This window comes from Sphaerospermopsis sp. FACHB-1194 (assembly GCF_014696235.1).
Taxonomy (GTDB): Bacteria; Cyanobacteriota; Cyanobacteriia; order Cyanobacteriales; family Nostocaceae; genus Sphaerospermopsis; species Sphaerospermopsis kisseleviana.
Map to the genome: position 1 here is coordinate 102,936 of NZ_JACJPU010000003.1, position 24,794 is coordinate 127,729.

Annotated in this window: 25 protein-coding genes and 1 pseudogene; 15 read left to right on the forward strand and 11 right to left on the reverse strand. The window is 36.9% G+C overall.

Features of this window, described 5'->3' with window-relative positions; all coding sequences use genetic code 11:
• Window positions 1–1,417 precede the first annotated feature (1,417 nt).
• From H6F45_RS02895 to H6F45_RS02910, 4 genes are all read left to right on the forward strand, one after another.
• The gene (locus H6F45_RS02895) at window positions 1,418–1,600 is read left to right on the forward strand and encodes a hypothetical protein (RefSeq protein WP_190346404.1); all 183 of its coding nucleotides are present in this window, start codon (window positions 1,418–1,420) and stop codon (window positions 1,598–1,600) included.
• A 40-nt stretch (window positions 1,601–1,640) separates the two neighbouring features.
• Window positions 1,641–1,952, forward strand: a complete 312-nt coding sequence (gene groES, locus H6F45_RS02900; protein ID WP_096572532.1) for a co-chaperone GroES — start codon at window positions 1,641–1,643, stop codon at window positions 1,950–1,952.
• Window positions 1,953–2,148: 196 nt separating this feature from the next.
• Complete coding sequence (gene groL, locus H6F45_RS02905; RefSeq protein WP_096565147.1) at window positions 2,149–3,786, forward strand: chaperonin GroEL; 1,638 nt, start codon at window positions 2,149–2,151, stop codon at window positions 3,784–3,786.
• Window positions 3,787–3,953: 167 nt separating this feature from the next.
• Window positions 3,954–4,247, forward strand: a complete 294-nt coding sequence (locus H6F45_RS02910; RefSeq protein WP_137669131.1) for a DUF1778 domain-containing protein — start codon at window positions 3,954–3,956, stop codon at window positions 4,245–4,247.
• Window positions 4,248–4,409: 162 nt separating this feature from the next.
• Here H6F45_RS02910 and H6F45_RS02915 read toward each other — a convergent pair whose 3' ends face one another.
• From H6F45_RS02915 to H6F45_RS02930, 4 genes are all read right to left on the reverse strand, one after another.
• Window positions 4,410–4,766, reverse strand: coding sequence for a hypothetical protein (locus tag H6F45_RS02915; RefSeq protein ID WP_190346405.1), 357 nt, complete (start codon window positions 4,764–4,766; stop codon window positions 4,410–4,412).
• Between the two features lie 272 nt (window positions 4,767–5,038).
• Window positions 5,039–5,194: a hypothetical protein gene (locus H6F45_RS02920; protein ID WP_190346406.1), complete on the reverse strand. Its 156-nt coding sequence runs from the start codon at window positions 5,192–5,194 to the stop codon at window positions 5,039–5,041.
• A 122-nt stretch (window positions 5,195–5,316) separates the two neighbouring features.
• Entirely contained in the window at window positions 5,317–6,189 is an 873-nt protein-coding gene (locus tag H6F45_RS02925) for a hypothetical protein (RefSeq protein ID WP_190346407.1), read from the reverse strand.
• Window positions 6,190–6,194: 5 nt separating this feature from the next.
• Window positions 6,195–6,449 (reverse strand): helix-turn-helix transcriptional regulator, encoded by a 255-nt coding sequence (locus tag H6F45_RS02930; RefSeq protein WP_137669128.1) that lies wholly within the window; start codon window positions 6,447–6,449, stop codon window positions 6,195–6,197.
• A 77-nt stretch (window positions 6,450–6,526) separates the two neighbouring features.
• Here H6F45_RS02930 and H6F45_RS02935 point away from each other — a divergent pair, with 77 nt between their 5' ends.
• The 3 genes from H6F45_RS02935 to H6F45_RS02945 all read left to right on the forward strand — a co-directional run bounded on the left by H6F45_RS02935 (window position 6,527) and on the right by H6F45_RS02945 (window position 8,536).
• Complete coding sequence (locus H6F45_RS02935; protein WP_199301741.1) at window positions 6,527–7,684, forward strand: DNA methyltransferase; 1,158 nt, start codon at window positions 6,527–6,529, stop codon at window positions 7,682–7,684.
• A gap of 153 nt (window positions 7,685–7,837) precedes the next feature.
• Window positions 7,838–8,131 carry a hypothetical protein gene (locus H6F45_RS02940; protein WP_096565139.1) on the forward strand — a complete coding sequence of 98 codons (294 nt, stop codon included), beginning with the start codon at window positions 7,838–7,840 and terminating at the stop codon, window positions 8,129–8,131.
• Window positions 8,132–8,536 (forward strand): type II toxin-antitoxin system VapC family toxin, encoded by a 405-nt coding sequence (locus H6F45_RS02945; RefSeq protein WP_096565137.1) that lies wholly within the window; start codon window positions 8,132–8,134, stop codon window positions 8,534–8,536.
• A 15-nt stretch (window positions 8,537–8,551) separates the two neighbouring features.
• Here H6F45_RS02945 and H6F45_RS02950 read toward each other — a convergent pair whose 3' ends face one another.
• A complete protein-coding gene (locus H6F45_RS02950; protein ID WP_190346408.1) occupies window positions 8,552–9,421 on the reverse strand; it encodes a hypothetical protein in 870 nt (289 codons plus the stop codon).
• 395 nt (window positions 9,422–9,816) lie between these two features.
• Entirely contained in the window at window positions 9,817–10,689 is an 873-nt protein-coding gene (locus tag H6F45_RS02955; protein WP_190346409.1) for a ParA family protein, read from the reverse strand.
• Between the two features lie 92 nt (window positions 10,690–10,781).
• Between H6F45_RS02955 and H6F45_RS02960 the strand changes: the two genes are divergently transcribed.
• The 6 genes from H6F45_RS02960 to ureC all read left to right on the forward strand — a co-directional run bounded on the left by H6F45_RS02960 (window position 10,782) and on the right by ureC (window position 16,026).
• Window positions 10,782–11,645: an urease accessory protein UreD gene (locus H6F45_RS02960; protein ID WP_190346410.1), complete on the forward strand. Its 864-nt coding sequence runs from the start codon at window positions 10,782–10,784 to the stop codon at window positions 11,643–11,645.
• Window positions 11,646–11,740: 95 nt separating this feature from the next.
• Window positions 11,741–12,043, forward strand: coding sequence for an urease subunit gamma (gene ureA / locus H6F45_RS02965; protein WP_137667603.1), 303 nt, complete (start codon window positions 11,741–11,743; stop codon window positions 12,041–12,043).
• Window positions 12,044–12,087: 44 nt separating this feature from the next.
• Entirely contained in the window at window positions 12,088–13,257 is a 1,170-nt protein-coding gene (locus H6F45_RS02970; RefSeq protein ID WP_137667604.1) for an AAA family ATPase, read from the forward strand.
• On the forward strand, window positions 13,254–13,910 hold the full coding sequence (locus tag H6F45_RS02975) for a DUF4276 family protein (RefSeq protein WP_096565124.1): 657 nt from the start codon (window positions 13,254–13,256) through the stop codon (window positions 13,908–13,910). Before H6F45_RS02970 ends, H6F45_RS02975 begins: the two co-directional genes overlap by 4 nt.
• 18 nt (window positions 13,911–13,928) lie before the next feature.
• On the forward strand, window positions 13,929–14,234 hold the full coding sequence (locus H6F45_RS02980) for an urease subunit beta (RefSeq protein ID WP_137667605.1): 306 nt from the start codon (window positions 13,929–13,931) through the stop codon (window positions 14,232–14,234).
• Between the two features lie 64 nt (window positions 14,235–14,298).
• Window positions 14,299–16,026, forward strand: a complete 1,728-nt coding sequence (ureC, locus tag H6F45_RS02985; RefSeq protein ID WP_190346411.1) for an urease subunit alpha — start codon at window positions 14,299–14,301, stop codon at window positions 16,024–16,026.
• 187 nt (window positions 16,027–16,213) lie between these two features.
• On the opposite strand, the gene H6F45_RS02990 is transcribed toward ureC, so the two are convergent.
• The 5 genes from H6F45_RS02990 to psbB all read right to left on the reverse strand — a co-directional run bounded on the left by H6F45_RS02990 (window position 16,214) and on the right by psbB (window position 22,871).
• Window positions 16,214–16,948, reverse strand: a complete 735-nt coding sequence (locus tag H6F45_RS02990) for an HAD family hydrolase (RefSeq protein ID WP_190346412.1) — start codon at window positions 16,946–16,948, stop codon at window positions 16,214–16,216.
• A 50-nt stretch (window positions 16,949–16,998) separates the two neighbouring features.
• Entirely contained in the window at window positions 16,999–19,194 is a 2,196-nt protein-coding gene (locus H6F45_RS02995; RefSeq protein ID WP_190346413.1) for a tetratricopeptide repeat protein, read from the reverse strand.
• Window positions 19,195–19,773: 579 nt separating this feature from the next.
• Complete coding sequence (locus H6F45_RS03000; RefSeq protein WP_190346414.1) at window positions 19,774–20,805, reverse strand: 30S ribosomal protein S1; 1,032 nt, start codon at window positions 20,803–20,805, stop codon at window positions 19,774–19,776.
• A gap of 330 nt (window positions 20,806–21,135) precedes the next feature.
• Window positions 21,136–21,243, reverse strand: coding sequence for a photosystem II reaction center protein T (locus tag H6F45_RS03005; RefSeq protein ID WP_013192567.1), 108 nt, complete (start codon window positions 21,241–21,243; stop codon window positions 21,136–21,138).
• Window positions 21,244–21,341: 98 nt separating this feature from the next.
• A complete protein-coding gene (psbB, locus tag H6F45_RS03010; RefSeq protein WP_137667609.1) occupies window positions 21,342–22,871 on the reverse strand; it encodes a photosystem II chlorophyll-binding protein CP47 in 1,530 nt (509 codons plus the stop codon).
• Between the two features lie 557 nt (window positions 22,872–23,428).
• Between psbB and H6F45_RS26860 the strand changes: the two genes are divergently transcribed.
• Together H6F45_RS26860 and H6F45_RS03020 are read left to right on the forward strand one after the other, a co-directional pair.
• Window positions 23,429–23,560, forward strand: a complete 132-nt coding sequence (locus H6F45_RS26860) for a hypothetical protein (RefSeq protein WP_277876950.1) — start codon at window positions 23,429–23,431, stop codon at window positions 23,558–23,560.
• Window positions 23,561–23,696: 136 nt separating this feature from the next.
• Window positions 23,697–24,774, forward strand: a pseudogene (locus H6F45_RS03020) (transposase).
• The last annotated feature ends 20 nt before the right edge of the window (window positions 24,775–24,794 follow it).

Here is a 24,794-nt window from a genome sequence, read left to right on the forward strand (position 1 = left end):
AAAAATTGTTCATGGCAGGGGCATAAGCAAATACACCCTAGAACCTGGAACATTTTGTTGTTTGCTTCCTGCTTCCACCAAGCCCGTCGCCGGGTTCTTGTCCACAGGCGTAAATTCCGCGCTGGCCGCACGTACTGTTTTTCCCACTTAACTTGCCTTGGTTGTTTGTGGTTGTGAAAGTGGTAGGCACTCTTAACATACTACTAGTAACTTAATGGCAAAAGTCTAGTAAGGATACGGAGAGCAATAGTATTTATAATGCGCTATTATATATTCTTTTGAAAGCAGCGGGCTAAAAAACCTGATTAAATCATAATCCGTCTGGTTGACAGGTTCAGTATTTAGCTGAAGATCACCCTAACTGACAACTCACCCGCACTTTCATTTGTTAACTGTTGCTCTGCTATATCCTGTTTTGAATGTTAAGCCTCTAGAGGTTCACAAGAAACTAAGGAAGTTCCTGGCAAAAAATGGTTGAAAAAGGCTTATGCTTACATTTCCATAGATGCCAATTAAGTGTTTTGGGATCATCCGCTCAATAACTTCCGGTTTTTTGAATATAGTTCATAAAACCATTGACAAATATCTCAGGTTTTATTTTGTGAGGTTTTACCTCACAGGGTGAACTACATACCCTCTATCCCTTGGTTAATAGCTGTCGGGACTACTTAATTTACATCACCTGCCTAATTGTTTGATTATCTCCCTCAATTAATTTTGACAGTGAAATAAAAAAAGGCTTGGACTTGTGCTAAGTGTGTTACCAGAGCTAGGGTGTCATTTTCTGGAATTTCCCCAAAACTATTGATTTATATCATTGACTATGAAGGCGTAAAAATGTTTTATTTATGCCTGTTATAGCCTATATATGACTATAAATCAATTAATTTGTGTAATACCAAACCGCATCTGGGTAAACTCCCATTATCTATCTAGAACAACAAATACGCAAGCGGTTGGTTGAGGTTTAGAAGATGCAAATAGGAAGAATCTCACACGATGGTTGAGATGTCCACACTTTGAGTCACAGTTTCCAGCATTCCCAGATGACATAGCTAGGAGGTTTTTAGCCCGGAGTATCTGTTTGGTAAGAACCAGCAGAAACCTGTGGAGGGAAAAGAAAGCCAATCTTAGCGCGTCCACATATTACTTAGGGCTTGAAGTTCCACAGCTTTAGTAGTTCTGGGGATTGGATGACTGTTTGGATGGCGGTGTTGACTTACTGTATTGTTACTCATTCAGCGGCTCCCTGTTTACAGTTCTATAACAATTTCCCAGGTTTGGAAATAAAGTTGTCCATATAAAAATATTCACTACCTACGCAACAGAACCCGACAACTAAAACAATTAGGTATTTATGCTCTGTGATTGGTGATTGGTGATAGTTGATAGTTGACAGTTGATAGTTGACAGTTGATTGGGAAACATAAAATTGATTACCCAGTCACCAGTCACCAGTCACCAGTCACCAGTCACCAGTCACCAGTCACCAGTCACCAGTCACCAGTCACCAGTCACCAGTCACCAGTCACCAGTCCCCAGTTCGGAAACCCGTACAGAAAAGATTGTTGCCATTTGTTGCTGTTTTTCGGTAGATTAGCACTCAGGAGTTGAGAGTGCTAACTCTGGAGAAAAAATTTATGGCAGCCGTATCTCTAAGCGTATCTACAGTTAAACCTTTAGGCGATCGCGTTTTTGTAAAAGTGACCGCCGCTGAAGAAAAGACCGCAGGTGGTCTATATTTGCCCGACACCGCTAAGGAAAAACCCCAAGTAGGTGAAGTGGTAGCCCTTGGACCAGGCAAGCGGAATGATGACGGTAGCCGTCAAGAATTGGAAATTAAAGTCGGTGATAAAGTGCTGTACTCCAAGTACGCTGGCACAGACGTGAAGCTCGGCACTGATGAATATGTACTACTTTCTGAGAAAGACATTCTAGCAGTAGTCAGCTAATTGAGTGATGAGGGGTCAAACAATTCAAAAGTCAAAAGTCAAAAGTCAAAATTTGAATTTTAGATTTTAGATTTTGGATTTTGGATTTTGGATTTTGGATTGATATAAAATCACACCCCACTTCAGAACTGAAAACAGAAAATTGACAACCAACAAATAACCAATTCCAGAATTACACACCAGAATTACACAGATTATGGCAAAGCGCATTATTTACAACGAAAACGCCCGTCGCGCCCTTGAGCGTGGTATTGATATTCTGGCTGAAGCTGTTGCTGTCACCCTTGGACCCAAAGGTCGTAACGTAGTTTTAGAGAAGAAATTTGGCGCTCCTCAAATCGTCAATGATGGTGTTACCATCGCTAAAGAAATTGAATTAGAAGACCATATTGAAAATACTGGCGTTTCTTTGATTCGCCAAGCTGCTTCTAAGACCAATGACGCTGCTGGTGATGGTACAACCACCGCTACCGTTTTGGCTCATGCAATTGTTAAAGAAGGTTTACGGAACGTAGCTGCTGGCGCTAACGCAATTCTGTTGAAACGCGGTATTGATAAAGCTACTGCGTTTTTAGTAGAAAGAATTGCTGAACACGCTCGTCCTGTAGAAGATTCTAAGGCGATCGCTCAAGTTGGTGCTATCTCTGCTGGTAACGATGATGAAGTCGGCAGCATGATCGCCCAAGCTATGGATAAGGTGGGTAAAGAAGGTGTAATTTCCTTGGAAGAAGGAAAGTCCATGACCACCGAATTGGAAATTACCGAAGGTATGCGTTTTGATAAGGGTTATATTTCCCCTTACTTCGCTACCGATGCAGAACGGATGGAAGCGATTTTTGATGATCCTTACATCCTGCTCACCGATAAGAAAATTGCTTTGGTACAAGATTTAGTACCTGTACTTGAGCAAGTTGCACGTCAAGGTAAGCCCCTGGTTATTATCGCTGAAGATATTGAAAAAGAAGCTTTAGCTACTTTGGTTGTTAACCGTTTACGTGGTGTGCTGAACGTAGCTGCTGTAAAAGCTCCTGGTTTTGGCGATCGCCGGAAAGCGATGTTAGAAGATATCGCAGTTCTCACTGGTGGTCAAGTCATCACTGAAGATGCTGGTCTGAAGTTAGAAAGCACCAAGCTAGATGGCTTAGGTAAAGCTCGCCGCATCACCATCACCAAAGACAGCACCACCATTGTGGCTGAAGGTAACGAAGCTGGTGTTAAAGCTCGTTGCGAACAAATCCGTCGTCAGATGGATGAAACCGAATCTTCCTACGACAAGGAAAAACTGCAAGAGCGTTTGGCTAAATTATCCGGTGGTGTAGCTGTTGTGAAAGTTGGTGCAGCTACCGAAACCGAAATGAAAGACAAGAAGCTGCGTTTGGAAGATGCTATCAACGCAACCAAAGCTGCTGTAGAAGAAGGTATTGTTCCCGGTGGTGGTACAACCTTAGCTCACCTCGCTCCTCAGTTGGAAACTTGGGCTAACAGCAACCTCAAAAATGAAGAGTTGACTGGTGCTTTAATCGTCGTTCGTGCTTTACCTGCTCCTCTGAAAAGAATTGCAGAAAACGCTGGTCAAAACGGTGCTGTAATAGCTGAAAGAGTGAAAGAAAAAGATTTCAACATTGGTTTCAACGCTTCTACCAACGAATTTGTTGATATGTTGGAGGCTGGTATTGTTGATCCCGCTAAGGTAACTCGTTCTGCTTTGCAAAACGCTGCTTCTATCGCTGGTATGGTGTTAACAACTGAATGTATCATTGTTGACAAACCAGAACCTAAAGATGCTGCTCCTGCTGCTGGTGCTGGTATGGGTGGCGGAGATTTCGATTACTAAGGTCTTTTGTTAGTTTGAATGATGGCCGCTTCCGTTGGGGGGCGGCTATTTTTTTTATGTCACGCAGAGGCGCAGAGGACGCAGAGAAGAGAAATTAAAAATACGTGTGGTATGAATAAATGAAAACTGCTGTAATATAATTATTAGTAACTTAGTAAAATCCTACTATGAGTACCCAAGTTGAATCTTCTGATCCCAAAGAGCTAATTTCTATAGAAGTTACTAAAGAAGATAAAGAAAAGCTGGAAAAAATAGCACTGCTGAGAGGTATTAGTATTAATGAATATTTATTAAATATTGCTCTCCATGAATCTCAAAAAATTGAGAACATTTTCATCACTGAAGAAGTTAATCTTTCTGCACAAGATTGGCAAATAGTTGTTTCAGCTATAGACAATTCACCAGAAATTAATCCTAAATTAAAACAAGCTATTGAACGTTATCAAGAAAACCAAAAGTAATTTCAAATATCAATAAATTTCAAGCATTTAAAATATGTTATTCACTATTTGTTCTATCAATGAAAAGAATTTGATTAGAAATAACTTTATCAGGAAGTGAGGCAATAATTATTGCCCCAGAGTATTGGAGTATTGTTCACGCAATAAAAGATCAACGGTTATTTAACGCTCACAATAAGCTCCTAAGCCTAAGTCTACATAAATAGTAACAATAATTGCTAGTTCTGCTGACAAGATATCAGATAAGTGTGACTGTGCGAAGTAATTGGAAATGAGTCCTAAAGTTTGTGGCAAAGCCATTCGTATAAACTTATTTTCACAAATCCATTCTTGACATTGCTGATCAACTAAATTTAAAACTATATTTGGATCTTCACCAAAACGATTAGCTAATTCTCTAATTGCTGCTTTTAAGTCGCCTCCACAGGATTCAAGAACTTTTAGAGCATCCAAAGCTTTGGGATTATTAGAAAATTGATTACGAAACTTTCTAATATCTGCAACTGCTACTGTAGTCATAGTTTGATTGTTGTAAATAAACTTAATAAAAAATTAACAAGTTATTTCTCTTACAAACAACAGTAATTATTCTCAACTATATAAATTAAGTTATACTTTTATTAAGTAAAATTACTTAATCTACTTAACCACTAATAACAATAATAGAGTCATTACCTCAAGAATCGGCTATTTTTTGGAAATCGAACCACAGAGACACAGAGGAGGCAGAGGGAGGATTTTGTTTAAAATAGCCAAGAGTTTTACCATTGGCTAATATTACAAGAGTATACTTATGATGTTTTTTGCTGTTGTTGTTGACGGTTAGCTAGTGCTTCCCCTAGTAAAATCGCGGCCATTTGGCTTTTGGTTCTTTGTTCTTGTTGGGCAATTTCTTCTAATGCTTGCCAGGTTTCATCAGGAATTACGGCGTTAAGTTTTCTACTCATTGATTCATAAGAAATATATAGGTTTTGACATCATCTTATCATCGGGTATCACATCATGATGTGATGCGAGATTTCTAGGAATAAAAATTTACAACTAATATTTAAAAAGCTTCATAATGTAGTTATAAATCTTGTTCCTTAATATCTCCCTTAACCTCATTCAAAACCCTATCTAGAGAAGCTTCTATTTTTTTATCATCTCTTCCTTCAGCAATTGACTTGAATATTCTCAACCAATGTTTTATTTTTATTCCCAAATAATACAAATTGAGAATTTCATCTAAATAATTTTCTAAAATGCTTCCTTGCCCTGCTCTAGCAACGCGACCAAAATTATTGCCCTTATCATCTTCAGCATTATCAGAGGCATCTTTTTTAGCAGCAGGATAAGGTTTTCTAAATTGTTGAGCAGGGCGGTTTATATTGGCATTTTTACCATCAGCAATTCTTGACTGTTGCCAATAATAGTTTCTTGCTTCTGCTGCATATTTAGCTAATTCTACAAACGGTGGTAGCAAAACAGGTTGACCTGCTATTACATCTGATAATATCCAAGGAAAAACTACTAATAAATCTGCTTTAGCACAAGCATCTGGATCAATCTTAAACCTAAAACTCGGTTCTTCTTCCTTTGATAAGGCATACCAGGCTTTAAGTTCAATCCCAAATATAATTTTATCATTATTGATTGCATCAACTAAAAGTACATCTGGGAATGTTTGAGATTGACGTTTAAAAGCAAAGCTGAGATATTTGTTTTCCGGGTCCCAAATATTCCTCATTTTATTTAGTCCTTCTACTAGGCTAGATTCAATCGCACTAGAAAATAAAGAACCTACGGCATATACATCAGTAGCATTTATACCTTTTACTACTATTTGAGATTGGAAAAAGTTGGGTAAAGTCCTAATTAATTCATTAATTTTTGTCCATAATTCAAAATATTCCCAAGTGTTATCAGGTGGTTGTTGACTTGGGGGATTTGTATTATTCATAATAATTACTGACCTTGACTAGAGATAATTTTTTCTAACTGGCTAATAAATTCCTCAAAGGGAATTTCTAATGCTAAACAAAATGCCCTTAGTTCTATTACATCTATACGTCTATCTCCTCTTTCACATTTACTAATAAATGATTGAGTTTGATTTAATCGCTCTGCTAACTGCTCTTGACTTAATCCAGCTTGTTTTCTACAGTCACGTAGATAACGTAAAAACAAGTGATACTCTTGGGTAAATATTGTTTTTGTCATTTAACTCACCTAAAAGTGAGTATATAGTCTATTTTAGAATAGTCCAAAATAGAATATTCTGAGATAGAATAGGGACAATGGATGGAAAAAACAAATTTCAGTATGATGGATTATCTGAATGTGGTGGAATTTCTATGTCGATACCTACAACTGTAATCGACGGTGTACATATTGAGATGGCCGATGCTCTCTCTCGCTATGTCAGTTGGCTTTCCCCAACAGTGATAGTATCTGATGGAGCTTATGGACTAGGCTTATTTCCAGGCGATCCTATTAATACAAATGATTTACAAGCTTGGTACGCACCTCATATTGAAGCTTGGTCAAAATACGCACTTCCAGAAACAACTTTATGGTTTTGGTGCAGTGAAATTGGTTGGGCTACTGTTCATCCACTACTAGAGAAACACGGTTGGTTGTATCGTTCCTTCCATGTCTGGGATAAGGGGATCGGACATATTGCCGGCAATGTTAATAGTAAAACTATCAGACGTTTTCCTGTGGTGACAGAGGCTTGTGTTCAATACGTCCGTCATGTAAAACTATCTACAATTGATGGCAAATATTTAACTTTACAAGAGTGGCTACGTTATGAGTGGGAACGCTCTGGACTACCACTTAATAAAACTAATGAAGCTTGTGGAGTGAAGAACGCAGCAACAAGAAAGTATTTCACAAAATGTCATCTTTGGTATTTTCCACCTCCAGATAAAATGGAACAAATTGTGGCTTATGCTAATAAGTATGGAAAACCCACAAATAGACCGTACTTTTCTATAGATGGAAAAACTCCTGTTACAGCACAACAATGGTCAAAAATGCGATCAACTTGGAATCATATTCATGCAGTTACTAATGTTTGGTCAGAACCTCAAGTTAGTGGTGATGAAAGAATAAAATTAGATGGTAAAACTCTTCATAGCAATCAAAAACCTCTCAGTTTGATTGAAAATATTATTACTGCATCTAGCAATGAAAATGATGTAGTGTGGGAACCATTTGGTGGTCTTTGCCCTAGTGCTATTATTTCTTTAAAAAATAAGCGTCGTTGTTATAGTGCGGAAATAAATAATGAATATTATCATGCTGCAAAATCTCGTCTTCAGAGTTTTGTAACCAGTAATTATTTATTCAACACAGTCGAGCATAGCATTAATTTAGAAACCTCTTTGATACAATCTAGAATTATAAATAATGAAGTATTACAACCTCAGCAATTATCCTTATTTTTATAATTCAATATTTTAATAAATGTAATTAATCAGAAAAATATTATAATTGAATATAAATAATCACCACATTTAAGCGGATACTACAAAACAGTTTATCTATGCTATAATAATAATCTAGCCTATCCAACAACCATATACTTTTCAGGAGCATAACCCATGACTCAAAGTATTAACCAACAATCCAATTATCAAAAATTAACTGCAATTGTTAACAACTTGATTGACAATAATCCTCTTTACCTAGAAAATCTCAATAGACAGGAAATGATTGACAACATCAATCATAACTTCGATCCCGCATTTGTCCCTGATGTAAATAGCATTTCCGAAGAATCATTAACTAAACGAATTAAAAGTATTTTATCTTTACATTTAGTCTCAGGAATGCTAAATGATTTTACTCCAGAACAAATGCAAATTTTTGATGAATCTGTAAAGCGTGGTAGTTAAATGGGTTATTTATTAGATACTAATATTGTTTCTGCATCACTCAAGCAAAATTTACACGTCGCATTAAAAATTACAGAAATGCGTCGTCGAGGTGAATTGATTGCTATTAGTGGTATAACTTACTATGAAGTACAAAGAGGACTTTTAAGAAGCAATGCCACTAAAAAATTAGCCTTGTTTGCACAATTTTGTCAAGATTATCCTGTTTTATTTTTAGATGATTTGAGGATTTTTCAGAAAGCCTCAGAAATTCATGCTGATTTAACAAATAAGGGTAAAATTATTCAGGATGCAGATATTTTGATAGCTGCTACTGCTATTGTTCATAATTTAATTTTAGTTTCTCATGATTCTGATTTAACTAGGGTTAATGATTTACAGTTAGAAAACTGGTTAATTTCTTAGTTAAGAAAGAAAATCTTACTTATTGTCTGCTAAGAGTGCAGTCAGATTTTCTAAAATCTCATTTTCTTCTTTTCTCACAGCTTCTAATCTCATCAACAACTTTGTTATTTCCTGCTTTGTATCTAAACTGATATTATCAGCAATTGCATTATTCAATATCAAACTATTATCTTCCGATTTCTTAAATTTGAACCCAGAAAATAATAATTTAGAGATATTCTTAAACCCAAAAGAAAACATTGCATAAATCAACTTGAGAGGAGTTTTCAAGGTAAATAACAAACCTTGATCCAATATCTTGCTAAATAGTTGAAATATTTTCCAGATTATATAAATACCTAAAAATATCATGAAAGCAGTAATAACAGGATGATTAACTGCTAAAGTTAATAATTTCATTATCCACGAAATTGTAGGATGATTATCAATCCAAGTTGTCATAGTATCCCATTGATGACTAAAAAAATTATTAATAGCATTTTCTATAGCACTAGAAACTGAATTAGTTAAATTTCCTGCTTGTTTAGCACTTTCAGTAAAACTATCAACAGCGTGGTTTTTTACCTGATTAACATTATCAATTACACTGGATGTAGTGGTAGTTAACGCATCTTTAGCTTGAGTTGCTGTTTCAGTTATTTTATTAATTACTTTTCCTGTAGAATTACTAACTGTATTTGTTGCACCTTGGAAGGTTTCAGTTAAAGATTGACTGGTTTTTTCTCCTGTTTCTGAAAAACTATTTAATGATTTATTGGTAACTTCTGTCAGTGTATTAACTGTTTTTCCTGTTGTGTCTGTGACGAAGTTTTTTGTATTTTCCCAACCGTGGGAAACTGTATCTGTGATCGAAGATAAGTTGCTAGTATTGATGATTTTTAGCATAATGCAGTTATCGGATTTGTTTTAATGATTACACATTACAGATATTTTCAGGTAAATAAACCACATTTTGATTTAGGTTTCGCGTCAACAATGTAGGGGTGAAGCATTCGGACAATTAATTATCGGTTTTTACCTAAGACTATCATCCGAATGCTTCGCCCTGACTGTGGTCTAAAGACATGAAAACTGCTGTAACATAAGTTTAATATGCAACGGATAAATTTTGTAAATCCGTAAATATATCTAAAAAAAACTTAATAATCAATTATGTTTTATATGATTTAGTAGTGTAGGTAGTATCTAAGTTAATTAGATCCAGATTCTCGACTTCTGTTATTTATTGTGTCCATAAATGATAAATTTATCTCAGAAGTCGGGGATCTTATCGCCTGTACCTACAATAAACTAGCCATGAGTGGTGTATACATCACACTATTATCGACTCTGTTCATAAATTCTTTAGCTAATTCTATCATGACTTCATGGGCATCACCATATTTTTGTTTATAGGTTAATTGATGATTAAAATCCAAACCTTCAGCTATTTTTGATCTTTCTGGTATTCTTGTGGCAAAGGTTGGGGGAAAGAAGGGATTAACAATAATAAAATTTAAGTTATGCGTTTGGGAAACAGTGCCGTTATAACGGGAAATTAAAGTGCCAATGGGACTAATTTTATGGTCGTAATCTTTCTTGAATTGTTCAATTTGTTCTAATAAAAGTTCTAAACCGTGAATTGACATCCGGCTGGGTACACAAGGAATTAAACAAAAATCACTGGCAAAAAAAGCACTTTTGATGACATTATTAATGCTGGGTGGACAATCTATTAAAACGTAATCATATTTTTCTAGTAAAGGATTGAGAATATTATGTAAAATTGCTACTGCATTGGCTGGTAAATATTCCTGAACTTCAAATAATCGCGGACTGCTAGGAATTAAATGTAAACAATTAAAAGAGTTTTTATTTCTGAGATTGGAAACTTCTTCTTTGACTATGAATTTTTCATTATTTCCATTTTCTAAAAAATAATCAGCATTTTTTAAAAGAAAGGGTAAAGTCAATCCTTTTTGATTATATTGCCATTCCCAATCTTCTTCTGACATCAAGGCGCTAGTGAGGTTACTCTGGGGATCTAAGTCAATAGCGAGTACCCGTTTACCATACATGGTATCGCCGGCTAAATATTCTGCTAAGGCCATGACGATGGTAGTTTTGCCAACTCCACCTTTGAGGTTGCAAACACTGATTACTTTCGCTGTCATAGTTTTTGGTAGATGGATACATTAGGGGTATATAATTATATTGTTGCCTAAAATTGTAGAAAATTAACAAGTAAAAATTGCTCTATTTATAAATGACTCCTAACACCCAAATAGATACCCCAATAAATAAAAGTTGGCATGGTAAACTTCATTTAGTCTATGCTAAACGCCAAGATTCTACACAATTAATTTATAACCACAACCAAGCACCTTTAAAAATTCAACGTCCTTTTTATCCAGAGGGTGAAAAAATATGTCATAGTGTGATTTTACATACTGCTGGAGGTGTGGTGGGGGGCGATCGCCTATCTTCCCAAATTCACTTGCAAGAAGATACACAAGTATTAATAACTACTGCTACTGCTGCTAAAATATATCGTAGTAATGGGTTACAAGCACAACAAACTGTAAATATTCAAGTTGATGCTGGTGCTTGTTTAGAATATTTACCCCAAGAAACAATTTTATTTAATGGTGCAGTTTATCGCCAGGATTTGCGAGTAAAATTAGCTACAGGAAGTAGTTTTTTAGGGTGGGAAATTACGAGATTTGGTAGAAGTGCGAGAGGAGAAAAATTTGTACAGGGAGAGATGCGATCGCACATAGAAATATGGCAAAATAATCAACCATTGTGGATTGATAGACAATATTTACCCGGTAGGGAAGAAATATTTCACAGTCCCCACGGTTTAGCAGGAAAACCCGTTATTGGTAGTTTTGTGTGCGTTGGGATTCCCATATCACAGGAAATTATTCAACAAGCACGTTCTTTAATTATTCACAACTCTATCAATAACTCTGATGCTGGAGTAACTCGTTTAGAACATGGATTTTTGTGTCGATATCGTGGTAATTCTACATCGGAAGCAAGAAATTGGTTTACAAATATTTGGCAAAATTTACGAATATCGTTGTTAAATCGTGGTAATTGTATTCCTAGAGTTTGGCAGATTTGAAAAAGCATTCAGCCGTCAGCCGTCAGCTATCAGTTATCAGCTATCAGCTATTAACTAAAGGATAAAAAATAAGAAGAAATATAGAGGAAAAAACAATGCAACTTACACCGCAAGAAAAAGATAAATTATTAATATTTACTGCTGCTTTGGTAGCTGAAAGAAGAAAAAATAGAGGTTTAAAATTAAATTATCCCGAAGCGGTAGCTTTTATTTCCGCCGCGATTTTAGAAGGTGCAAGAGATGGACAAACCGTAGCAGAATTAATGAGTTATGGAACAACTTTATTAACACGAGATGATGTGATGGAAGGTGTACCAGAAATGATTCATGAAGTACAGGTAGAAGCAACTTTTCCTGATGGGACAAAGTTAGTGACAGTGCATAATCCTATTAGATAGTATAAAAGGAGTAAGAAACGACAAATTATCCATCAACAAACAATATGAGATTAAAATCAATCAATATTCAAGGTTATCGACCTTTTAGGAATTTTGCAGCACCATTAGAACCACTAGAAATTATTGTTGGTGCAAATGGTGCAGGTAAGTCAAGTTTATTTGAATTTCTCAAATTTTTACGAGATAGTCTTTTTCAAGATATACCTCCAGAAATAGTTCCTGGTTCTATTGGACAACAGATTTTTCATATTCCGGGACCAGAAAAGTTTCAATGGGATATTGAAATTGATACAGGTCTTCCAATTGGTATTAGATATTTAGGAGAACTCATTGGTCCAGTTGGTAGAACTCAGGTTTCCTATGAACGAGTAGAATCATCTCAACCTTTTAGCGATAAATATAGTAATCCATACATATATATGGATATTCAAGGTAATAAAGGAGTGGTGCAAAATCCTGATACTAAAAAATTTACACAGCAAGAAATTGCCTTAAAACGACCTAATCAACTTGCTTTAAGTGCAATGACAAATCCATCATTAGAAACTTTATATAACTTACGTGACTATATTCGAGAATGGAGATTTTATAGTTCATTTAATATAGCAAATGATAAAATTCGGAAATCAGTACCCATTGAACAACAACCGATTTTACATGAGGATGCAGGTAATTTAAGTTCAGTTCTTTTCTCTTTAATGACTGAACATATAACAGCATTTGATGAACTACAACAACATTTACGTTCTGTCATTCCTGGTTTTAAAGGTTTAAAAGTAAAAGCACGAGGGGGACCAGGAGAAGTTATAGCATTTTGGCAAGAATCAGGAGTTGATCAAGAATTAAGTTTAGCTGATTTATCAGATGGAATTTTGCGGTTAATTTGTTGGATTTGTTTATGTGTACAACCAAATCCACCATCTTTAATTTGTATTGATGAACCAGATCAAGGTGTACATCCCCGTACACTTCCGGTTCTAGCTGGTTTATTTGAAAAAGCATCTGAACGCACACAAATTTTATTAGCAACTCACTCATCTTATTTTCTCACACAGTTTGATATTTCTCAAATTGCTGTACTTAGAAAAGAAAATGGAGAAGCAAAATTTATTAAGCCTGGAAATTCGCCAATTTTAATTGATATGCTTGATGATTTCGGTTCAGATGAAATAGAACAATTACACCGTAGCGATGAACTAGAGAGACTTCCATGAGAATTTTAGTTTATGTTGAGGGGACATCTGATAAATCAGCAATGGAAGCATTACTAGCACCATTAATTGAAGAGAAACTAAACCAGGGTATAAGTATTGAATTTTTTGCTGTTAAAGGTAATGATAATAGTAGAGGTGGAGATGCTAAAAAAGATTTATTAACTCAAACTCCAATTAGAGCAGTGAATATTCTGAAAAATCAGCAAGATTCAACTGTAGTTATTATACCTGATTTATATCCTAAAAATAAAGGGTTTCCTCATGAAACCTGTGCAGAATTAGTACAAGGAATTTTCAATAATTTTGAACAAGCATTACACCGCAAAGGAATTAATGATCGCCGATTAGAAGAACGCTTGAAAGTGTTCTGCTTTCAGCATGATTTAGAAGCATTAATTTTAGCTGCTGAAAGTGAATTATCAAGTATCCTTGGCATTAATAATATAACACAAACATGGACAATCCCAGTTGAAGACCAAAATCATGACATTCCACCTAAAAGAATAGTAGAGGAGATATTCAAAAACTATGGTAAACGTTATAAAGAATCTATAGATGCACCAAGAATTTTAGGAATTGCTAGATATCAAGATATAGCAGAACTATGTCCACAAGCTTTTAAACCCTTTGTACAATTTTTAGAAAATTTGTAAATTAGGAGACATCCAGTTATGATCCCCGGAGAAATCATTACCCCCCCAGGAGAAATCGAACTCAACGTAAATCGTCCCACCACTAAATTAATAGTAGCAAACACCGGAGACAGACCCATACAAATTGGTTCACACTTTCACTTTTATGAAGTCAATAACGCCCTACAATTTGACAGAGAAAAAGCACGAGGAATGAGATTAGACATCCCCGCAGGAACAGCAGTCAGATTTGAACCAGGAGACGAAAAAGAAATCACCCTTATTCCCCTAGTTGGTAGTCGCCAAATATACGGATTCAACAACAAAATAAACGGAAAACTCTAAACCTCTCTCTTAAACCTCTCTCTGCGCCTCTGCGCCTCTGCGTGATAAAAAAAGGATAAAAAAAATGCCCTACAGAATGAACCGCCGCGCCTACGCTGACACCTACGGACCAACAGTAGGCGACAAAATCAGACTAGCAGATACTGAACTATTTATAGAAGTAGAAAGAGATTTTACAACTTATGGTGATGAAGTAAAATTCGGGGGTGGTAAAGTAATTAGAGATGGCATGGGACAATCTCCAATTGCTAACGCCGATGGTGCTGTAGACTTAGTAATTACTAATGCTTTGATTCTCGATTGGTGGGGTATTGTAAAAGCAGATATCGGCATTAAAGATGGCAAAATTCACAAAATTGGTAAAGCCGGAAATCCCTATATTCAAGATAATATAGATATTATTATTGGACCAGGAACAGAAGCATTAGCCGGTGAAGGAATGATACTCACCGCAGGGGGAATAGATACCCACATCCATTTTATCTGTCCTCAACAAATAGAAGTAGCGATCGCCTCCGGTATCACTACTATGATCGGTGGAGGAACAGGACCAGCTACGGGAACAAATGCCACAACTTGCACACCAGGACCATGGAATATTTACCGAATGCTGCAAGCTGCTGACGCTTTCCCTATTAACTTGGGATTTTTAGGAAAAGGTAATACCAGTCAACCCCAAGCACTGAGGGAACAAGTAGAAGCCGGGGTAATAGGGTTAAAACTCCATGAAGATTGGGGAACAAACCCTGCAACTATTGATACTTGTTTAACCATTGCCGATGAATATGATGTACAAGTAGCAATTCACACTGATACATTAAACGAAGCCGGTTTTGTGGAAGATACCATCGCTGCTTTTAAACATCGTGCTATTCACACCTACCACACCGAAGGCGCTGGGGGAGGACACGCACCGGATATTATTAAAGTTTGTGGACAAACCAACGTTTTACCATCTTCTACTAACCCCACCCGTCCCTATACAGTTAATACCTTAGATGAACACCTAGATATGTTAATGGTGTGTCATCATTTAGATCCTAGCATTCCCGAAGATGTTGCCTTTGCTGAATCCCGTATTCGTAGAGAAACTATCGCTGCTGAAGATATTCTGCACGATTTAGGCGCGTTTAGTATGATTGCTTCCGATTCTCAAGCAATGGGAAGAGTAGGAGAGGTAATAATTAGAACCTGGCAAACTGCCCATAAAATGAAAGTTCAACGGGGAACACTCTCCCCTCACCTTGTAGGAGAGGGGTTGGGGGAGAGGTCAGACAATTTCCGCGCTAAAAGATATGTTGCGAAATACACAATAAACCCAGCCATTACACATGGTATTGCTGACTATGTTGGTTCTGTGGAAGAGGGAAAAATTGCTGATTTGTGTTTATGGCAACCTGCGTTTTTTGGTGTCAAACCAGAAATAGTTATTAAAGGGGGAATGATTGCTTGGTCACAAATGGGTGATGCTAATGCTAGTATTCCCACACCTCAACCTGTGCATACTCGCCCGATGTTTGGCAGTTTTGCCGGTGCGCGTCATGCAACATCATTAACGTTTGTTTCTCAAGTCGGTTTAGAAAGAGAAATTCCCCAAATGTTAGGCTTAAAAAAATCAATTGTTGCGGTTTCGGGAACTCGACAAATTACTAAGCGAGATATGAAATTAAATGATGCCTTACCGCAAATTGAAGTAGATCCAGAAACTTATGAAGTTCGTGCAGATGGGGAATTATTAACCTGTGAACCTGCAACGGTTTTACCAATGGCGCAAAGATACTTTTTGTTTTGACTCCTCTACGGGCGAAGTAGGGGCGAAGCATTCGGAAAATAGCCTGTTCAGAAAATTTATAATTAGTCGCCCGAATGCTTCGCCCTTACAGGAAAATAGGCTTGGAGAAAAATTGATAATTTGTCGCCCGAATGCTTCGCCCCTACCACTCCTGACTCCTGACTTTTGACTCCTGACTTTTGATTTTCTATGCTTCTAAAATCTGAATTTCATTAAGTTGATTAATTACCACATCTGCACCTTTAACATTATCTGTATTATTAACCCAAGTAATACCAATACAACCGGCAGCTTTAGCATGACGCGCCATTTGCATATCACCCACTGAATCGCCTACCATCAAAGTAGCTCCCGGTGGTATGCCTAAAGTTTGGCAAGCCTGTAAAAATAATATTGGATCCGGTTTACTCGGACCTTCATCAACTCCCATTTCTAATTGCAGGTAATCTCTGAGATGATGAGTGATGACAAATTTTTGCACTTCCCCAGTGGTTGCGGCTGAAAGAATACCCAGTTTTAATCCTGCTGCTGATAGTGATCTTAAAACATCCAAGACACCTGGGAAAAGAGGTGCGGGAGTTTGACTCACATATTGATCAGCTTCTGCTAAGGCTTGACGAGCAATTTTTAAAGACTCAAACCAACCTCTTCCAGTTTCAGCTATGTAAGCAGCAGCAGCTACTTCGGTTTCTTTGCGACTAGCTACAGACATTAAACCAGCAGGATCTAAAATATTGCCATTAATACCAAAAGCCATTAATAAAGGTTCGCCAATACCGGGAATTTGCGCGTCTATGATCCGTGCTGCTTTTTGTCCGAGCGATCGCAAATAGGTTTCTGAGTCTTCCAATGTACCATTTTTGTCAAATAAAATCGCTTGAATATGAGAAAAGGTGATGTCTCTACATTTGATAGTTATCATTTAATCCCTGACTCCTCTAACAACTGTAAATCATATATGAAAATTTTATTTCAATTGAATAAATCCGATAATGACCATACTTTTACGGTTTTATCATAACCACCACTTACCAGAGTTTTACTATCTGGACTGAAAGCAAGTGATTCTACAAAAGATAAATGACCATAAAGTGTCATGATTTTTGTGCCGGTTTGCAAATCCCACAATTTAATTGTTTTATCATCACTACCACTAGCAAGGATTTTTCCATCTGGACTGAAAGAAATAGTTGTAATTGGCGCATAATGACCAGTAATAGTAATAGTTTTCAGTGGTTCTATCTTCCACAATTTAATTGTTTTATCATCACTACCACTAGCAAGGATTTTTCCATCAGGACTAAAACTAATAGTCCGAATCGAATCTGAACGACCACCAAGAGTTTGAATTTCTTCTCCTGTTGCTATATCCCATAATTTAACTGTTTTGTCATCACTACCACTAGCAAGGGTTTTTCCATCTGGACTAAAACTAATAGTCCGAATCCAATCTGAATGACCAGTAAGAGTTTGAATTTCTTCTCCTGTTGCTATATCCCACAATTTAATTGTTTTATCACTACTACCACTAGCAAGGATTTTTCCATCAGGACTAAAACTAATAGTCCGAACCCAATTAGAATGACCTATTAGGGTTTTAATTTTTTCTTCTGTTTCTATATCCCATAGTTTAATAGTTTTGTCATTACTACCACTAGCAAGGGTTTTTCCATCAGGACTAAAACTAATAGTAAGAACAAAACCTGAATGCCAAGCAAAAGTTTTAATTTCCTCTCCTGTTGCTAGATTCCATAATTTAATTGTATGGTCATCACTACCACTGGCAAGGGTTTTTCCATCAGGACTAATAGCTACTGAATTAACAGCAGCAAACATCCCTTCATGATGAAGATTATAACGAGTAGTACATGATGGATTACTAATTTCTGTAAAATCAGGATTAAGATTTAGTGCTTTCTGACAAAATTCAGTAGCTTTTGTGTAGTCACCTAAAGCAGCTAAAGCAACTCCTTGGTTATAGTAGGCTTCCACATAATTATTATCTAGTTTAATCGCTTCCCTAAAATCATTGACTGCCTTTTGATATTCTTTTAAATTTAAGTTAGCTATACCTCTTTTATAATAAGCATCAGCATAATAATTAGCTGCATCTTGGCTCTTATTATCAATTACTTTAGTAAAATTTTGAATTGCGTCTTGATAATTTTTTAATTCTGCATTAATAGAACCGAGTTTAAAATTTGCAACTGGATGTTTAGGATCACGGTATATAATTAACTCGTTCAAATCTGCAAGTGCTTTGTGAAGTTCTCCCTGTTGAATATAGATAGCAGCACGACCTATATAACCATTCGCAAGGTTTGGGTTACGGTCAATTGCAGTATTGAAATCATCGAGAGCTTTTTCATATTCTGCCAGTTTAACATAAACAGTGGCTCTTCCCAGCAATGGATCAATATATCTAATTTTATCCTCGTTAATATGTTTTAGTTTGGGGTCAACTTCCATTGCTTTATTATAATTTTCTATTGCTCTTTCCTGATATTTTTTTGCTTGTTCATGATATCTTTTGGCTTGTTGCAAATACCTTTTTGTATTATGATTATCAATACCTTCTTCTAATGTTTTATATTCCATTACTGTTTGCAAATCACCTAGTTTAGAATAAATTTGACCTAATGCTACGTAGGCTTCTGCAAAATTTGCGTTTTTAGCTAATGCTGAATTAAAATATTTAATTGCTTCATCATCATCATTATCTTCTATGGCTTTTACACCCTTTTCATAAGAAGATAATGAACTATATATAGGATCAGATTCTTTATAGTTATTCTTGATAAAATTAATTTCTACTTTATCCACAACGAAATTAATATTACCTATTAAAGATAGGGAAGGCGCAAGATTAATTGTTGGTGCTAAATAGCTTATTAAACTTGGATTGAAATTAATTTGTAAATTTTTTGATAAATCAAATAGCAATTTTAAAGAAGCCCGAAAAATAGAATTATCAGATAATAAGGGAGCTTTAACATAAAAATTATCTGATAACGCAGAATTGCTTAAAGCTCTAGCTGATATGACAGTATGAAAAGACAAACCAGGGATAGGGATACTAATTTCTGTCATACTCATAATTAATGACAGCAAGATGCAAAATGTAAATTTTAAGAATTGCTGCACTTTACTTAGATTCATTTGAGTCATATAATTTGTACTTCAAAAATAAACTTTTATAATCAATTAAGATATTTATGAAAGTGTTAATACTCATAGTTAGCTTTCTATAAATTTAATTATGAGTATTAATTAAGTCTATATTATACACTTAATGGTAATATTATCACTTCATACTTGTATATACAACAATAACACTCTTACTGTTTCTAATAAAATATTCTGATAATTTATTCTGAGAATTGTAACCACATTCTCACTCTTACATAAGGGGAATTAGGCAAAAAACACTAATAAAATAGGCTCAAACCTATACCCCAATTGACTTTGACATGGTTTTGATTAGTTTATTGGTATATTTGGTTTCCAGGCGTTTTTGGTTATTTGATTGATGTATTGACCTTATCTACGCAAGGGTTTGAGTCCTGAGGGTGATAAAAAAGAAAATAGGTGTAAGGTTTCGCTATAAGATTCAGTGGTAAGTGAGCGACTTGTACTGAGAGAAGTCTAAGTAAGCCTGGCGTTAGTCCTAAAATTATGAACACAAAAAAAGAGGGATATTCCCTCTTTATTAATACTTGGTTGTAAATAATCACAACTACAGATATATTACTCTTCAATAGCTGCTGGAATTTCCTCTTCAACTTCAGTTGCTGCTGGAATTTCTGCTTCAGCTACAGCTTCTACTCCTTCAACTGGTGCAGCTTCTGCTGCTTCCGCTGGTGCAACAGCTATACCCTGCTGTTTAGCTAACATTTGTTCCCTATACTTAGCTGCCATTTCTTCAGCCTTATCATAGACCAAATCGCGGTTCTTGATCATATCACCGGGTTCTGGTTCTAACTGCTTGGTAGACAGCGAAATGCGTCCTCTTTCTGCATCCAAATCAATGATCATGACTTTCAATTCATCATTGACATTAAACACGCTGTGAGGTGTGTCAATATGCTCGTGGGAAATCTCAGAAATGTGGAGTAGTCCGCTAACACCGCCGATGTCAATAAATGCACCGTAGGGTTTGATACCGCGAACAGTACCAATTACTACTTCGCCAACCTCTAAGCGGTTCATCTTGCGCTCAACCAGCGCCCGACGATGGGAGAGAACCAAACGGTTGCGTTCTTCATCTACTTCTAGGAATTTTAAGGGTAATTCTTCCCCTACCAATTCTTCTTTTGGTTTGCGGGTACTAATATGAGAACCGGGGATAAAACCACGTAGTCCCTCAATGCGTACCAATGCGCCCCCACGATTAGTAGCAAACACACCAGAACGGACAGTAGCATCTTCTGCCTGTAATTGCCGTACTCTTTCCCATGCTCTCATGTATTCAATACGACGAATGGACAGGGTTAACTGACCATCTTCGTTTTCATCAGTGAGGATGAAAAATTCCCGTGTTTCGTTTGATTGTAAGACTTCTTCCGGGGCATCAACCCGGTTAATAGACATTTCCTGTATAGGTATGTATGCTGCTGTTTTAGCACCAATGTCAATCAGAGCGCCGCGCGGCTCTATACTAAACACTGTACCTGGTACTATATCACCAGGGCTGAAGTGATAATCGTACTTATCAAGTAGAGCAGCGAAATCTTCGTGAGTAAATCCAATTTCTGTAGCGGTTAAATTCTGATTGACCATGCTGTTTTGTTCCTGGTTCTAGTCTCCGTAAGTTTTTGTCACAATTAATGATGTATATGCGAGGGCTTTTAAATAAGTCTACACTTACATCCTTGTTAATCCTAGCGCAGAAGAGCTAGGTTCACACATATTATCTTCCAGATATGATATTATATCACATCCCAAAATTTTTTTCACTTTTTGCAAGTTAGGGGTCAGTAGTCAGCAGTCAGCACTATATCAAAATATTATCCGTTGCCACATAAATATGCAGCAACGGATTTGAATCTTACTTAAAAAAGTGTTAAGTCTGAGATAGCTGAAAGCTAACCGCTGACAGTGTTTAACTTCTTAGTCTTTCTCTTTTCTCTCAAAGCGGGGAGGTTCGCGAAATGCGATCGCAAAAAAGAGAACACCTATTGCTAGGGTCAAAATCAAAATGTATGCAACGCTTTCCATATTAGGATTTCCTGCCTATCCAGCCAGTAATTTTAGTTTACCAAGCAGAGTAAAAAGCATGAAGTCATAAAACTTCATACTTTTTACTTCATGCTTGTTTAAGCTTCCTTACGAACACGAGTGGTCTTGTCACCCACTTTCTGGAACAGACCCCACTCTACTTGTTCTTCTAGATCCGCTTCTACACCTGCGAATACATCGCGGTAGATGGTTCTAGAACCATGCCAGAGGTGACCAAAGAAGAACAAGAGCGCAAAGACAGCGTGACCAAAGGTAAACCAACCTCTGGGAGATGTACGGAATACACCATCAGAGTTTAAGGTTTCGCGGTCAAATTCAAAGATTTCGCCGCCTTGAGCCTTACGAGCATATTTCTTCACATCGGCGGGATCTGTGAATGTTTTACCATTTAAATCACCACCGTAGAAGCTAACAGTAACGCCTGTTTGCTCGAAGCTGTATTTAGATTCTGCCCGACGGAAAGGAATGTCAGCGCGGACAACTCCATCTTTATCGGTCAAAATTACAGGGAAGGTTTCAAAGAAGTTAGGTAGACGACGTACTGTGAGTTCGCGTCCTTCTGCATCTGTGAAGACTGCGTGACCTTGCCAAGATTGGGCAATACCATCGCCTTTAACCATTGGACCGGTACGGAATAAACCACCTTTAGCGGGGCTATTTCCTACATAGTCGTAGAAGGCCAATTTTTCGGGGATTTGTGACCAAGCTTCGGACAAGCTTGCACCGTTAGCAACACTATTTTGCACACGGCGCTGAATTTCTTGACGGAAGTAACCTTGGTCCCACTGATAGCGGGTAGGTCCAAACAGTTCGATGGGGGTGGTAGCGTTACCGTACCACATAGTACCAGCAACTATGAAAGCAGCGAAGAATACCGCAGCGATACTGCTGGAAAGTACGGTTTCAATGTTACCCATCCGTAGGGCTTTGTAGAGCCTTTCGGGAGGACGAACTGTGAGGTGGAATAAACCAGCAATAATACCAACTACACCAGCTGCAATGTGGTGAGCTACGACACCACCGGGGTTAAAGGGGTTAAACCCGGCTGGTCCCCATTCTGGTGCTACTGGTTGGATGCTACCAGTTATACCGTAAGCATCGGAAACCCACATCCCAGGTCCAAATAGACCGGTTAAGTGAAAAGCACCGAAACCAAAGCAAAGTAAACCAGATAAGAATAGGTGGATGCCAAACATTTTTGGCAAGTCTAAGGCGGGTTCGCCTGTGCGGGGATCTCTAAATAGTTCTAAATCCCAGAAAACCCAGTGCCAAACGGCTGCTAGGAATAATAAACCAGAAAGAACGATGTGAGCAGCAGCCACGCCTTCAAATGACCAGAAGCCAGGATCTACTGCTGTGCCACCGGTGACGCTCCAGCCGCCCCAGGATTCGGTTACGCCTAAACGTGACATAAAGGGAAGTACGAACATCCCTTGTCTCCACATGGGGTTGAGAACTGGATCACTGGGGTCGTAAACAGCCAGTTCGTAAAGTGCCATTGAACCAGCCCAGCCAGCAACTAGGGCTGTGTGCATCAAGTGTACAGAAATCAGTCGGCCTGGATCGTTCAGAACCACTGTATGTACTCGGTACCAGGGTAGTCCCATCGACTACGCTCCTCCTCGAAGAGTTAGTTTGTTTACAAAGCAATTTTCTTACTGAGGTTCTGAGGGAGGTAAACTACCACCCAGAAGTCTCTCTGAGTTTTTGTTATTGCCAGTCTTGAGTTTAACCACAGATTACTCTGTAGTTTATTATCGCTTATTCGCTGTCACAAGTTAATTCCCTGAGTTCGTGACTTTCAGGAAGTAGCTGTTTTGGCGATCAGCAAAAATGAGAATATTTTAAAAAGTGTAACTATTGATGGAACTCTTTGCAAGCTCCTAAATAGATGTGATTAGCTAGTTTTTGCATCAGATACCCCTACTCATGCCCACAATGCTACTATTTATCATCTGAGGCACTGGTTAAGCTTAAATTATTCTAAATATACAATAAAGCTGTTCGTTTGGTATAAAATTAGGACTATGATTCCCATGGCGATCGCTTGTTGAAAAATAACATAACTTATATTGACGAGATTTACACATTCCTGTCCTTGATTTTAATGCTGAAATTTATAGGCTATAATTCAACCACTATTCAACAAATAAAGGAGGATAAAATGGATGCAATTACTACTCAGCAAGCAAGTCAAGACTTAGATAATTTAGTAGATCGGGTTATTGCAGATGTAGAACCAACAACTATTTGTAACAGGACTTACGCAACTGGCACAGCGATCGCTAATTATTAGTATATGTGTACTGCAATAATGAAGATGTTATTGAATCAGACTGATTGAGAATTGTTAATAGTAATAGATTAAATAAATGACGGGTATTAATTTTATGAGAGAATGATGATAGGGTGCATTAAGAAATTAATTAACGATGAAATTTACTAAACTTAATTACTGCCAGTATTTACTTAGCAGTCAAATCAACTACACAATGACTAATCTAGCAGAACATTTAGACAATATTAGTCACGATAAAATTAATTATTATTGAAAAAATGAGAAATTGACTCCTCGGTTACTTTGGGATAATGTGAAAGATATAATTGTCCCGGACGAGAATGCTTATATTATATTTGATGACACAGTTTTAAACAAAAGATTTTCAGAAAAGATTGAAATAGTGCGAAGGCAATATAGTGGAAATGAGCATGGCATCGTCAAAGGAATTGGAATAGTCAATTGTATATATGTTAATCCTAAAACTCTCAAATTTTGGGTAATAGATTATCGTATTTTTAACCCTGACAATGATGGTTTAAGTAAAGTTGACCATGTGAAAAATATGTTGCAAGGGCTTGTATATCAAAAGGTTCTGCCATTTGATACAGTTTTAATGGATACTTGGTATGCAGTTAACAATTTAATGCTTTTTAATGCTTTATATTGATAGTCTAGATAAAGTTTATTATTGTCCTTTAAAGATTAATCGTTTGGTTGATGATAGTTTTGGCAAAGAAAAATATAAAAATATTGAATCATTGTCATGGAGTGAAGATGAGTTAGAATGTGGTAAAATTATCAAGATAAAAGCATTCCCCTCTGAGAAAAAAGTGAAGCTATTCCGGGTTACTATCTCTACCGATAGAACGGACTATATCGCAACTAATGATATATCTCAAAGTTCTATGGATGTTACACAACAGGTGTGTAAAATCCGTTGGAAAATAGAAGAGTTTCACAGGGAGATAAAACAATTAACTGGCATTGAATCATGTCAGTGTCGCAAAGGTCGTCTTCAAAGAAATCATATAGCTTGTGCTATGTTGGTTTGGCTAAGACTAAAAAACTTAGCTTACAACACAGGTCAAACTATTTATCAAATTAAGCATAATTTGCTTTCTAATTATTTAATAGGACAACTAAAACGTCCAGATATTGCTATGTCAATGGTTTCGTCTTTAGGCGCTCGGTGCAGCGTAGCCGCACCATCGCTTGTGCCAGTTGCGTAAGTCCTATGTAATAACAAAGG